At 51.6% G+C, this 13,115-nt stretch carries 9 protein-coding genes, 1 tRNA gene and 3 rRNA genes; 5 read left to right on the top strand and 8 right to left on the bottom strand.

Annotated elements, in window-relative coordinates:
* Positions 1 to 303 precede the first annotated feature (303 nt).
* From VRC33_RS02185 to VRC33_RS02170, 4 genes are all read left to right on the top strand, one after another.
* A complete protein-coding gene (locus tag VRC33_RS02185) occupies positions 304 to 1,329 on the top strand; it encodes an amino acid ABC transporter substrate-binding protein (protein WP_338560404.1) in 1,026 nt (341 codons plus the stop codon).
* A 68-nt stretch (positions 1,330 to 1,397) separates the two neighbouring features.
* Complete coding sequence (locus VRC33_RS02180; RefSeq protein WP_338560401.1) at positions 1,398 to 2,576, top strand: amino acid ABC transporter permease; 1,179 nt, start codon at positions 1,398 to 1,400, stop codon at positions 2,574 to 2,576.
* A 15-nt stretch (positions 2,577 to 2,591) separates the two neighbouring features.
* Complete coding sequence (locus VRC33_RS02175; RefSeq protein ID WP_338560398.1) at positions 2,592 to 3,692, top strand: amino acid ABC transporter permease; 1,101 nt, start codon at positions 2,592 to 2,594, stop codon at positions 3,690 to 3,692.
* An 8-nt stretch (positions 3,693 to 3,700) separates the two neighbouring features.
* The gene (locus tag VRC33_RS02170; protein WP_338560396.1) at positions 3,701 to 4,462 is read left to right on the top strand and encodes an amino acid ABC transporter ATP-binding protein; all 762 of its coding nucleotides are present in this window, start codon (positions 3,701 to 3,703) and stop codon (positions 4,460 to 4,462) included.
* A gap of 339 nt (positions 4,463 to 4,801) precedes the next feature.
* Here VRC33_RS02170 and rrf read toward each other — a convergent pair.
* The 4 genes from rrf to VRC33_RS02150 form a co-directional block, all read right to left on the bottom strand.
* Positions 4,802 to 4,917 (bottom strand): 5S ribosomal RNA (gene rrf, locus VRC33_RS02165).
* Between the two features lie 114 nt (positions 4,918 to 5,031).
* Positions 5,032 to 7,938: ribosomal RNA gene (locus VRC33_RS02160) — 23S ribosomal RNA — on the bottom strand.
* Positions 7,939 to 8,164: 226 nt separating this feature from the next.
* Positions 8,165 to 8,240 (bottom strand) — tRNA-Glu (locus VRC33_RS02155).
* Between the two features lie 72 nt (positions 8,241 to 8,312).
* Positions 8,313 to 9,855: ribosomal RNA gene (locus VRC33_RS02150) — 16S ribosomal RNA — on the bottom strand.
* The 16S, 23S and 5S rRNA genes sit together here with 1 tRNA gene alongside, the layout of an rRNA operon.
* A 510-nt stretch (positions 9,856 to 10,365) precedes the next feature.
* Here VRC33_RS02150 and VRC33_RS02145 point away from each other — a divergent pair.
* On the top strand, positions 10,366 to 10,920 hold the full coding sequence (locus VRC33_RS02145) for a gamma carbonic anhydrase family protein (protein ID WP_338560392.1): 555 nt from the start codon (positions 10,366 to 10,368) through the stop codon (positions 10,918 to 10,920).
* Here VRC33_RS02145 and VRC33_RS02140 read toward each other — a convergent pair.
* Genes VRC33_RS02140 through VRC33_RS02125 form a run of 4 tightly spaced genes read right to left on the bottom strand, consistent with a single transcriptional unit; the run spans position 10,896 to position 13,093 of the window.
* Positions 10,896 to 11,147, bottom strand: coding sequence for a DUF1488 domain-containing protein (locus VRC33_RS02140; RefSeq protein ID WP_338560389.1), 252 nt, complete (start codon positions 11,145 to 11,147; stop codon positions 10,896 to 10,898). The two genes, VRC33_RS02145 and VRC33_RS02140, sit on opposite strands and share 25 nt — an antisense overlap.
* The gene (gene aroE / locus VRC33_RS02135; protein ID WP_338560386.1) at positions 11,144 to 11,962 is read right to left on the bottom strand and encodes a shikimate dehydrogenase; all 819 of its coding nucleotides are present in this window, start codon (positions 11,960 to 11,962) and stop codon (positions 11,144 to 11,146) included. The genes VRC33_RS02140 and aroE overlap by 4 nt, the downstream gene beginning before the upstream one ends.
* 11 nt (positions 11,963 to 11,973) lie before the next feature.
* Positions 11,974 to 12,546 (bottom strand): L-threonylcarbamoyladenylate synthase type 1 TsaC, encoded by a 573-nt coding sequence (gene tsaC / locus VRC33_RS02130; RefSeq protein ID WP_338576876.1) that lies wholly within the window; start codon positions 12,544 to 12,546, stop codon positions 11,974 to 11,976.
* Positions 12,536 to 13,093 (bottom strand): topoisomerase DNA-binding C4 zinc finger domain-containing protein, encoded by a 558-nt coding sequence (locus tag VRC33_RS02125; protein WP_338560383.1) that lies wholly within the window; start codon positions 13,091 to 13,093, stop codon positions 12,536 to 12,538. Before VRC33_RS02125 ends, tsaC begins: the two co-directional genes overlap by 11 nt.
* Positions 13,094 to 13,115 lie beyond the last annotated feature (22 nt).

Below are 13,115 nucleotides of genomic sequence, written 5' to 3'. Positions count from 1 at the left end.
GCACCCCCTCAAAAAACATCATCCATCATTAACAAAAATACGCTTTTGCTCACATTGCTTTCATATAATGAAACATATTGCACCATTTGTGACCAGTCCGGCTGTTTTTGCCCCCCTGTAGTGCGCGATATTAAGCAAACTTTCAAAATGCTTCAGATTATTAGCAAAGCTTTTCAGGAAATTCAGGGTTCTGCAATTTTGGCATTACCTTTGCAGAGTCGTGGATGGCTCGCGCCACAGACGGGAAAAGTGCACCACAGCGTGCGTTGAACATAAAAATGATTTCGCCACACAGGATGCTTTATGAAAAAAATGTTGCTCTCCACTTTGGTTGCCGCTGCAGCACTTATCGCAGTGACGAATCAGGCTCATGCCGGCACCACTCTGGATGCCATTAAAAAGAAAGGTTTTGTACAATGCGGCATCAGTGATGGCCTGCCGGGCTTCTCCTTTGCAGATTCCAGCGGCAAATTCAGCGGTATTGATGTGGATGTATGCCGTGCGGCCGCGGCCGCCGTGTTTGGTGATGCCAGCAAGGTGAAGTACACCCCGCTGACCGCTAAAGAGCGTTTTACCGCCCTGCAGTCTGGTGAAGTAGACATTCTTTCCCGTAATACCACCTGGACCTCTGCACGCGACGGCGGCATGGGCTTTATCTTCGCTGGCGTCAACTATTATGACGGCATCGGCTTCCTGACTCATCAGAAGGCCGGCCTGAAAAGTGCTAAAGAGCTCGATGGCGCGACAGTCTGTATTCAGGCTGGTACAGATACCGAACTCAACGTGGCTGACTTCTTCAAAGCCAACAACATGCAGTACACCCCTGTAACCTTCGACCGTTCTGATGAGTCAGCGAAAGCGCTGGACACGGGCCGCTGCGATACTCTGGCTTCTGACCAGTCACAGCTGTATGCGCTGCGTATCAAGCTGGGCAAACCAACCGAGTTTATCGTGTTGCCAGAAGTGATCTCCAAAGAGCCACTGGGGCCTGTGGTACGCCGTGGTGATGATGACTGGTTCACCATCGTTAAATGGTCCCTCTTTGCCATGCTGAATGCTGAAGAGATGGGCATCACCTCTAAAAACGTCGATCAGATGGCTGCCAAACCTACCACACCAGATATGGCTCACCTGCTGGGTTCCGAAGGCGACTTCGGCAAAGACCTCAAGCTGGATAATAAATGGGCTTATAACATCGTTAAGCAGGTAGGTAATTATCAGGAAGTCTTTGATCGCAATGTGGGTAAAGACAGCCAGCTGAAAATTGCCCGTGGGCAGAATGCCCTGTGGAACAATGGCGGTATTCAGTACGCACCACCAGTACGTTAATTCCCCCCGTTAACAGGGCGCCGGTATACCGGCGCCTTCGTCAGAATTTTCGTCACTGAGGTTTCAACATGTCTCAACGCCCAACCGTAAAAAGGGATTTTTCATTCACCAATCCTGCGGTGCGCGCCTGGCTTTACCAGATCATTGCGGTTGTCGCTGTTTTAGGGGTGGTGGGGTATCTGGTTCACAATACCGTCATCAACCTGGCTAACCGCGGCATAACTTCCGGTTTTGGTTTCCTTGAACGTAGCGCTGGCTTTGGTATCGTTCAGCACCTTATTGAGTACACCGAAGGTGATACTTATGCTCGTGTATTCTTAGTTGGCTTAACCAATACCCTGCTGGTATCCGCTCTTTGTATTGTATTCGCCTCTTTTTTGGGCTTCTTTATTGGTCTGGCACGTCTGTCAGATAACTGGCTGTTGCGGAAAATTTCTACAACTTACATCGAAATCTTCCGTAATATCCCGCCGTTGCTGCAGATTTTCTTTTGGTATTTTGCCGTACTTCGTAATCTGCCAGGACCACGACAGGCAGCAAATGCCTTTGATTTAGCCTTTGTCAGTAACCGCGGGCTTTACATTCCCTGGCCGCTGTATGCCGAAGGTACCTGGCCATTTGTTATCGCCCTGCTTCTGGCGGCGGCGGCAACGGTAGCTCTGTTCCGTTATAACCGCACTTTCCAGCTGAAAACGGGCCAACTTCGTCGGACCTGGCCTGCAGCTATTGCAATGCTGATACTCTTTCCGCTGATTGCTTATATGACTTTTGGTACTGCCATGCACTGGGATATTCCGCAATTACGTGGATTTAATTTCCGCGGTGGTTTTGTCTTAATCCCGGAACTGGCTGCGTTGACTCTGGCGCTCTCCATTTACACCTCTTCCTTTATCGCTGAAGTTATCCGTTCAGGTATCCAGTCGGTACCTTATGGTCAGCATGAAGCTGCCCGTTCACTGGGCTTACCTAATCCAGTCACGCTGCGACAGGTCATCATCCCGCAAGCCATGCGAGTGATCATCCCACCGTTAACCAGCCAGTACCTGAATATCGTGAAAAACTCTTCGCTGGCCGCAGCCATCGGTTATCCGGATATGGTTTCTCTGTTCGCTGGTACCGTGCTGAATCAGACTGGCCAGGCTATCGAAACCATTGCCATCACTATGGGTGTCTATCTGATCATCAGCCTGCTGATTTCGCTGTTAATGAATATCTATAACCGCAAAATCCGCCTGATTGAGCGTTAAGAGAACGGGATCATTATGACTTTAGCTACTCATGAAACACCGCCTGTGCCGACCAATGCGTTTTCCCGCACCGTCAGATGGGCACGCAAAAATCTGTTTTCAAGTTGGGGTAATTCTCTACTGACTCTGTTTTGCCTGTGGGTTATCTGGACTGTTATTCCTCCGGCGCTTAACTGGCTGGTTTTTCAGGCTAACTGGATAGGTACGACAAGGGCGGATTGTACTAAAGAGGGGGCCTGTTGGGTCTTTATCCATGCGCGCTTCGGCCAGTTTATGTATGGGCTTTATCCGCATGAATTACGCTGGCGTATCAACCTCGCCCTGGTCATTGGTCTGTTATCGATCCTGCCGATGTTCCTGAAAAGTATGCCGCGCCGTGGACTTTACATTGCCGTCTGGGCTGTCGCCTATCCGGTCATTGTCTGGTTCCTGCTGTACGGGGGCTTTTTCGGACTTGAGCGTGTTGAGACCAGGCAATGGGGAGGATTAACCCTGACGCTGATTATCGCTTCTGTTGGCATAGCCGGGGCTTTGCCTTTGGGCATCTTACTGGCTTTGGGAAGACGTTCAACCCTGCCTGTGGTCCGTTCACTCTCAATTATTTTTATTGAATTCTGGCGTGGTGTGCCGCTGATCACCGTCCTGTTCATGTCCTCGGTAATGCTTCCCCTGTTTATGGCAGAGGGGAGCAGTATCGACAAACTGATCCGTGCATTGGTCGGGGTCATTCTGTTTCAGTCAGCCTATGTTGCTGAAGTGGTTCGGGGAGGGTTGCAGGCGCTGCCTAAAGGCCAGTATGAAGCCGCCGAGTCACTGGCACTGGGATACTGGAGAACTCAGGGGCTGGTTATTCTGCCGCAGGCATTGAAGATGGTCATTCCTGGGCTGGTAAATACCATTATTGCCCTGTTCAAAGATACCAGTCTGGTGATCATCATCGGCCTGTTTGATCTGTTCAGCAGCGTACAACAGGCAACGGTCGACCCCACCTGGTTAGGGATGTCGACTGAAGGCTATGTCTTTGCCGCACTGGTTTACTGGATTTTCTGTTTTAGTATGTCGCGCTACAGCCAGTATCTGGAGAAGCGTTTTCACACCGGGCGTTCACCGCACTGAGGCTTAAAATGACACAATCTATGATTCAATCCGACGACGCGATGATGATTACGCTCGAAAACGTCAACAAGTGGTATGGGCAGTTCCACGTGCTGAAAGATATCAATCTGCATGTTAAACCCCGTGAACGCATTGTGCTTTGTGGGCCTTCAGGCTCGGGGAAATCAACCACCATTCGCTGCATTAACCACCTTGAAGAGCATCAGCAAGGTCGTATTGTGGTTGATGGTATTCATTTGAATGATGACTTACGCAATATTGAACGCGTGCGTACGGAAGTCGGTATGGTGTTCCAGCACTTCAACCTTTTCCCTCACCTGACCGTATTACAAAACTGTACGCTGGCACCGATCTGGGTGCGAAAATCACCTAAAAAAGAGGCAGAAGCGCTGGCAATGCACTATCTGGAGCGCGTACGTATTGCTGAGCACGCACATAAGTTCCCCGGACAGCTTTCAGGAGGGCAGCAGCAGCGAGTAGCCATTGCGCGCTCTTTGTGTATGAAGCCTAAAATTATGCTGTTTGATGAACCGACCTCAGCGCTGGATCCTGAAATGGTGAAAGAGGTGCTGGATACGATGATTGGTCTGGCAGAAGACGGTATGACCATGCTCTGTGTCACGCATGAGATGGGTTTTGCACGTACGGTGGCCGACCGGGTGATCTTCATGGATCGGGGGGAGATTGTAGAACAAGCACCTCCGCAGGAGTTCTTCTCGAATCCTAAGTCAGAGCGTACACGTGCTTTCCTTTCTCAGGTAATTCATTGATTAAAAAGCATTAAAAAGTCAGATGTAGATAACAAAAAAAGCCCCGGTGTATCACCGGGGCTTTTTTTGACCGCACTGCAAACAAATTTCAAAGGCCCGGCGCGTCAGCGCCGGGCCTTTTCTTTGCCCTTTTTCACTGCCCACGCCGGTACTTACGGGCGCACAGATCGGTGTGAACGGCAAAATTTCACCGGTCAGCGTCCACATGGACGTGTTCATGGCGTTTTTGCAGGCAGGGCGCTTCCCGCAGCCTGTGCAGCGGAGCTCAGAACGTCATTTTTGACGCACGCAGACGCAAAAAACCCCGGCCTTGCGGTCGGGGTCAGTGCTTGATTTGATGCCTGGCAGTTCCCTACTCTCGCATGGGGAGACCCCACACTACCATCGGCGCTACGGCGTTTCACTTCTGAGTTCGGCATGGGGTCAGGTGGGACCACCGCGCTAAAGCCGCCAGGCAAATTCTGTTGTTCACGCCGCCCTCGCAGGCCACGTAAATCAATCCGTTATCGAACAGGCTGAAAATCTCTTTTTCGTCTCTCAGACGCCCACCAGAACGCTTCTGGTGTTGTAAGGTTAAGCCTCACGGGTCATTAGTACCGGTTAGCTCAACGCATCGCTGCGCTTACACACCCGGCCTATCAACGTCGTAGTCTTCAACGTCCCTTCAGGGGTCTCAAGGACCCAGGGAAGATTCATCTCGAGGCAAGTTTCGCGCTTAGATGCTTTCAGCGCTTATCTTTTCCGCACTTAGCTACCGGGCAATGCCATTGGCATGACAACCCGAACACCAGTGGTGCGTTCACTCCGGTCCTCTCGTACTAGGAGCAACCCCTCTCAATCTTCCAGCGCCCACGGCAGATAGGGACCGAACTGTCTCACGACGTTCTAAACCCAGCTCGCGTACCACTTTAAACGGCGAACAGCCGTACCCTTGGGACCTACTTCAGCCCCAGGATGTGATGAGCCGACATCGAGGTGCCAAACACCGCCGTCGATATGAACTCTTGGGCGGTATCAGCCTGTTATCCCCGGAGTACCTTTTATCCGTTGAGCGATGGCCCTTCCATTCAGAACCACCGGATCACTATGACCTGCTTTCGCACCTGCTCGAGCCGTCACTCTCGCAGTCAAGCTAGCTTATGCCATTGCACTAACCTCACGATGTCCGACCGTGATTAGCTAACCTTCGTGCTCCTCCGTTACTCTTTAGGAGGAGACCGCCCCAGTCAAACTACCCACCAGACACTGTCCCCACGCCAGATTATGGCGCCAGGTTAGAACATCAAACGTTAAAGGGTGGTATTTCAAGGTTGGCTCCACGCAGACTGGCGTCCACGCTTCAAAGCCTCCCACCTATCCTACACATCAAGGCTCAATGTTCAGTGTCAAGCTGTAGTAAAGGTTCACGGGGTCTTTCCGTCTTGCCGCGGGTACACTGCATCTTCACAGCGAGTTCAATTTCACTGAGTCTCGGGTGGAGACAGCCTGGCCATCATTACGCCATTCGTGCAGGTCGGAACTTACCCGACAAGGAATTTCGCTACCTTAGGACCGTTATAGTTACGGCCGCCGTTTACCGGGGCTTCGATCAAGAGCTTCTCCTTGCGGATAACCCCATCAATTAACCTTCCGGCACCGGGCAGGCGTCACACCGTATACGTCCACTTTCGTGTTTGCACAGTGCTGTGTTTTTAATAAACAGTTGCAGCCAGCTGGTATCTTCGACTGGCTTCAGCTCTGGGAGCAAGTCCCATCACCTACGCGCCAGCGTGCCTTCTCCCGAAGTTACGGCACCATTTTGCCTAGTTCCTTCACCCGAGTTCTCTCAAGCGCCTTGGTATTCTCTACCTGACCACCTGTGTCGGTTTGGGGTACGATTCTGTGTTACCTGATGCTTAGAGGCTTTTCCTGGAAGCAGGGCATTTGTTGCTTCAGCACCGTAGTGCCTCGTCATCACGCCTCAGCCTTAAAGAGTTCCGGATTTGCCTGGAACTCAAGCCTACACGCTTAAACCGGGACAACCGTCGCCCGGCCAACATAGCCTTCTCCGTCCCCCCTTCGCAGTAACACCGAGTACAGGAATATTAACCTGTTTCCCATCGACTACGCCTTTCGGCCTCGCCTTAGGGGTCGACTCACCCTGCCCCGATTAACGTTGGACAGGAACCCTTGGTCTTCCGGCGAGCGGGCTTTTCACCCGCTTTATCGTTACTTATGTCAGCATTCGCACTTCTGATACCTCCAGCAGACCTCACAGTCCACCTTCGACGGCTTACAGAACGCTCCCCTACCCAACAACGCTTACGCGTCGCTGCCGCAGCTTCGGTGCATGGTTTAGCCCCGTTACATCTTCCGCGCAGGCCGACTCGACCAGTGAGCTATTACGCTTTCTTTAAATGATGGCTGCTTCTAAGCCAACATCCTGGCTGTCTGTGCCTTCCCACATCGTTTCCCACTTAACCATGACTTTGGGACCTTAGCTGGCGGTCTGGGTTGTTTCCCTCTTCACGACGGACGTTAGCACCCGCCGTGTGTCTCCCGTGATAACATTCTCCGGTATTCGCAGTTTGCATCGGGTTGGTAAGCCGGGATGGCCCCCTAGCCGAAACAGTGCTCTACCCCCGGAGATGAGTTCACGAGGCGCTACCTAAATAGCTTTCGGGGAGAACCAGCTATCTCCCGGTTTGATTGGCCTTTCACCCCCAGCCACAAGTCATCCGCTAATTTTTCAACATTAGTCGGTTCGGTCCTCCAGTTAGTGTTACCCAACCTTCAACCTGCCCATGGCTAGATCACCGGGTTTCGGGTCTATACCCTGCAACTTAACGCCCAGTTAAGACTCGGTTTCCCTGCGGCTCCCCTATACGGTTAACCTTGCTACAGAATATAAGTCGCTGACCCATTATACAAAAGGTACGCAGTCACACCACGAAGGTGCTCCCACTGCTTGTACGTACACGGTTTCAGGTTCTGTTTCACTCCCCTCGCCGGGGTTCTTTTCGCCTTTCCCTCACGGTACTGGTTCACTATCGGTCAGTCAGGAGTATTTAGCCTTGGAGGATGGTCCCCCCATATTCAGACAGGATGTCACGTGTCCCGCCCTACTCATCGAACTCACAGTAAGCACATCTTCGTGTACGGGAGTATCACCCTGTACCCTGCGACTTTCCAGACGCTTCCACTGATGCACAAACTGATTCAGGTTCTGGGCTGTTCCCCGTTCGCTCGCCGCTACTGGGGGAATCTCGGTTGATTTCTTTTCCTCTGGGTACTTAGATGTTTCAGTTCCCCAGGTTCGCCTTGCATGGCTATGTATTCACCATGCAATGATGCACCAAAGTGCACCGGGTTTCCCCATTCGGGTATCGTCGGTTATAACGGTTCATATCACCTTACCGACGCTTATCGCAGATTAGCACGCCCTTCATCGCCTCTGACTGCCTAGGCATCCACCGTGTACGCTTAGTCACTTAACCTCACAACCCACAAGCGTCCCGGAGGACACGAGCTGTTGCGAGCATTTGAGAGACTCGACCGCATCGTAAATTTCATTCTTATTACGGAGAATGAAAACGACGCGTCGTTTCAATTTTCAGCTTGTTCCGGATTGTTAAAGAGCAAATATCTCAAACGTGACTCGCCTTGCGGCATAATCAGTTTTGAGATACTGGTTGATAATGTCTTTCACTCATTATCAGGAGATGGCGTCCCCAAGGGGATTCGAACCCCTGTTACAGCCGTGAAAGGGCAGTGTCCTGGGCCTCTAGACGATGGGGACTCTGGTTCGTTCTTTGCTCATTACTTCTATCAGACAATCTGTGTGGACACTACGCGGGAAAGTATCTTCAGGTAAGGAGGTGATCCAACCGCAGGTTCCCCTACGGTTACCTTGTTACGACTTCACCCCAGTCATGAATCACAAAGTGGTAAGCGCCCTCCCGAAGGTTAAGCTACCTACTTCTTTTGCAACCCACTCCCATGGTGTGACGGGCGGTGTGTACAAGGCCCGGGAACGTATTCACCGTAGCATTCTGATCTACGATTACTAGCGATTCCGACTTCACGGAGTCGAGTTGCAGACTCCGATCCGGACTACGACGCACTTTATGAGGTCCGCTTGCTCTCGCGAGGTCGCTTCTCTTTGTATGCGCCATTGTAGCACGTGTGTAGCCCTGGCCGTAAGGGCCATGATGACTTGACGTCATCCCCACCTTCCTCCGGTTTGTCACCGGCAGTCTCCTTTGAGTTCCCGACATTACTCGCTGGCAACAAAGGATAAGGGTTGCGCTCGTTGCGGGACTTAACCCAACATTTCACAACACGAGCTGACGACAGCCATGCAGCACCTGTCTCACGGTTCCCGAAGGCACTAAGGCATCTCTGCCGAATTCCGTGGATGTCAAGGCCAGGTAAGGTTCTTCGCGTTGCATCGAATTAAACCACATGCTCCACCGCTTGTGCGGGCCCCCGTCAATTCATTTGAGTTTTAACCTTGCGGCCGTACTCCCCAGGCGGTCGACTTAACGCGTTAGCTCCGGAAGCCACGCCTCAAGGGCACAACCTCCAAGTCGACATCGTTTACGGCGTGGACTACCAGGGTATCTAATCCTGTTTGCTCCCCACGCTTTCGCACCTGAGCGTCAGTCTTTGTCCAGGGGGCCGCCTTCGCCACCGGTATTCCTCCAGATCTCTACGCATTTCACCGCTACACCTGGAATTCTACCCCCCTCTACAAGACTCTAGCCTGCCAGTTTCAAATGCAGTTCCCAGGTTAAGCCCGGGGATTTCACATCTGACTTGACAGACCGCCTGCGTGCGCTTTACGCCCAGTAATTCCGATTAACGCTTGCACCCTCCGTATTACCGCGGCTGCTGGCACGGAGTTAGCCGGTGCTTCTTTTGCGGGTAACGTCAATCGACAAGGTTATTAACCTTATCGCCTTCCTCCCCGCTGAAAGTACTTTACAACCCGAAGGCCTTCTTCATACACGCGGCATGGCTGCATCAGGCTTGCGCCCATTGTGCAATATTCCCCACTGCTGCCTCCCGTAGGAGTCTGGACCGTGTCTCAGTTCCAGTGTGGCTGGTCATCCTCTCAGACCAGCTAGGGATCGTCGCCTAGGTGAGCCATTACCCCACCTACTAGCTAATCCCATCTGGGCACATCCGATGGCGTGAGGCCCGAAGGTCCCCCACTTTGGTCCGAAGACGTTATGCGGTATTAGCTACCGTTTCCAGTAGTTATCCCCCTCCATCAGGCAGTTTCCCAGACATTACTCACCCGTCCGCCACTCGTCACCCAAAGAGCAAGCTCTTCTGTGCTACCGTTCGACTTGCATGTGTTAGGCCTGCCGCCAGCGTTCAATCTGAGCCATGATCAAACTCTTCAATTAAAAGTTCGATTTGCTGCAACAAGTGCAGCGATGCTCAAGTGTAAAACGTCATAATGAATTTCATTATGTGTTCACTCTTAAGGCTTGATATTTTTTGCGTCCAAAGACGCTGATATCAATCCTGCGAGTGCCCACACAGATTGTCTGATAAATTGTTAAAGAGCGGTGCGGTAAGCGCCGTGGCGACTTACTGCGAGGTGGCGTATACTACGCTATCCTCCTTCAGAGTCAACGTCTTTTTCAGAAGTTTTTCTCCGGCGGTTCAGCTTCCTGACCCTCTCAACCCGGTGACTGTTAAGCCGTTGTTCCGTGTCGATGGAGGCGCATTATAGGGATCCCGCTTCAGAGCACAACCCTTTTTTCGATCTTTCTTTTCAAGTGCTGTATTTTCACTCTTTTCGCTGAGATCTCAGACGATCCGCACAAAAATGCCGCGCAATTATCCCCAGTTATTGATCCTTAATCCCCTGGCGCACTACCCTTCAGGGATCCTTTTACAGAGAGGTAGTTATGTCCGCACACCTTCGACCTTATAAAAATACGCGTCCGCAGCTGGGTCAGCGCGTTATGGTAGACCTATCCAGCGTGGTAGTGGGGGAAGTTGAATTACAGGATGACGTGAGCATCTGGCCATTAGTTGCCATCCGGGGTGATGTTAACAAGGTGGTTATTGGTAAGCGCAGTAACATTCAGGATGGCAGTGTCCTGCATGTGACTCACAAGTCCTCTTATAACCCTGAAGGTAATCCACTGATCGTTGGCGAGGATGTTACCGTCGGCCACAAAGCTATGTTGCACGGCTGCACGATTGGCAACAGGGTATTAGTAGGGATGGGTTCAATTTTGCTGGATGGGGTAGTAGTAGAAGATGATGTGATGATTGGTGCCGGGAGTCTGGTTCCACCAAACAAGCGTCTGGTTAGCGGTTACCTTTATCTGGGAAGCCCGGTAAAACAGATTCGTGCTCTGACAGCCGCTGAGATTAGCGGGCTTCTCTATTCATCCAGTAATTATGTAGGCTGGAAAGATGATTATCTTACTCAGGAAAGCCACACCCAGCCCTGATCGTCTGCTCCCGCGGCTTTAATAGCCGCTTCTGCCTCTTCTTCTATATCCCAACGATGGAGCAGAAAACTGGCCATCACGGTCTGTTTATTACCATAGCGGCGGACAATGGTTTCGCCGCTGATTGCGCAGGTAAGTTGAAACCCATTAACCAGAGCTGGAAAGCAGACGGAACCGGTAGATTCTTCCCACCACTCCCTGTCCGGAAACTGAATGGCCTGATTCAAGCGTGTAGCTCTGCCTTGAGGACTGCAATGACGGGAGTAATGTCAGGGAGCATGCCATGCCATAAAAAGAAAGAGTGTGCCGCTTGTCCCACCAGCATCCCCAACCCATCAGCCATTTCGACAGCACCCTGCTGCTGGCACCACTTCAGAAAAGGCGTGGCTGTTGCCTGGTAAAACATGTCATAACAGCGGGTATGCTGAGTAATCAGAGTGCCGGATAAAGCAGGGATGTCACCGCCAATACCACTGGACGTGGCATTGATGATCAAATCAAATTGCTCGCCTTCCAGTTGATCAAGAGCCTGAGCATGGATAACTCCTGCATGTTGAAATGCATCGGCAAGCATCTGCGCTTTGCTCAGCGTACGGTTGGTGATAGTCAGTGAGCATCCATAAGAAAGAAGCGGCAGAATAACACCCCTTGCTGCTCCCCCCGCCCCCACCAGCAAAATACGATCTGCTGGTTTGATCAGCTCCAATCTGTTGAGATCGGTTAACAAACCTATCCCGTCAGTGTTGTCACCCAGCAAACGTCCATCTTCCAGCCTTTTAACCGTATTCACCGCACCTGCAAGTGCGGCACGCTCGGTTAACTCGTCGGCCATTTCATATGCCTGCTCTTTAAAGGGCAAAGTGACATTTGCCCCTTTCCCACCCTGCTGCATAAATTCTGATAAAGAAGAGGAGAATCCTTCTACTGGTGCGCAGATCCGCCCGTAAGGATGATCGATCCCTGTCTGCTCAGCAAAAAGCTGATGGATCCGTGGGGATTTACTGTGGGTGACTGGATTACCGAACACGGCGAAGGTTTGCATCGTATTTCCTGTTAGCCCTGACGAATGAGTTCGCCGGTTAAAACATCGCGAATTTCCGAAGGGTTCTCGCGTCCTCCGGTTTTTCCTGACAGAACGGGGAACGTCTGCCCAAACTGCTCATGAACTTCTGCAGCCGTGCGACAAGGGGGGAATCCCGTCAGATTAGCGCTGGTTGAAACCAGAGGTTTACCAAAACCATTACAGAGATTCTGTACATCGGGATGATGACTGACACGAACGGCGAGCGAGCTGAAACGTCCGGTCAGCCAGGCTGGCGTCGTTGCACGGGCAGAAACAACCCAGGTCACGGGACCAGGCCACGTCGCCAACATTTGTTCTTTCTGATCTGCGGAAAGCGTGCTGTCATCTATATAAGGCTGCAACTGTGAATAATCTGCAGCTATCAAAATCAGCCCCTTCTCCACCGGCCTTTTTTTTAATGCCAGTAAGGTCATAACTGCTGACTCGCTGTCCGGATTACATCCCAGTCCAAAAACGGCCTCGGTGGGATAAGCGATAACGGCATCTTGCTGGAGTTGCACGATACAAGCTTCTACAGAACCTGGAACGATTTCATTCTTCACTGCTGTTTCCTGCTGTTACCGGCTTTCCACAGGCTTTACTGGCGCAATAACGCTTCAGGCCTCGTGCCGTTTTTTTCTCAATTAAAAGTGGGAAATGACAAAATTCACATGCTCCCTCTACCGGAGGGAAATTTACCGCAAACTGACAGTCTGGGTAACGATCGCAGGCGTGGAAAGATTTGCCATAGCGGGAGCGACGCTGAACCAGTTTCCCCTGCTCACACTGAGGACAGGCAAGCGTCGTGGAATCAGGTTTATCGATCACTTCGGTGTGTTCGCATTCAGGATAGCGGCTACAGCCTACAAACATACCAAATCTTCCCTGGCGCAATACCAGCTCGGACTGACATTCGGGACATAACTGCCCCTCAAGGACTTTCACCACATGGCCATCGGCCTGATTTTTCAGAGGACGAATATAGTCACACTCGGGGAACTGCGAACAGCCAAGAAAAGCGCCGTGTTTGCCCGAGCGAATAACCAGTTCTGCCCCACACTGGGGGCAAGGTTCATTTTTTCGCACAGCGAAAAGCGCTGTTTTATTCATAACATTTCTTACACGAAGAAGA

It is taken from the genome of Erwinia sp. E_sp_B01_1 (assembly GCF_036865545.1).
In the GTDB taxonomy this organism is placed as follows: domain Bacteria; phylum Pseudomonadota; class Gammaproteobacteria; order Enterobacterales; family Enterobacteriaceae; genus Erwinia.
The sequence above is the reverse complement of the archived record's forward strand: the minus strand, read 5'-3'. Positions and strand labels throughout refer to the sequence as shown.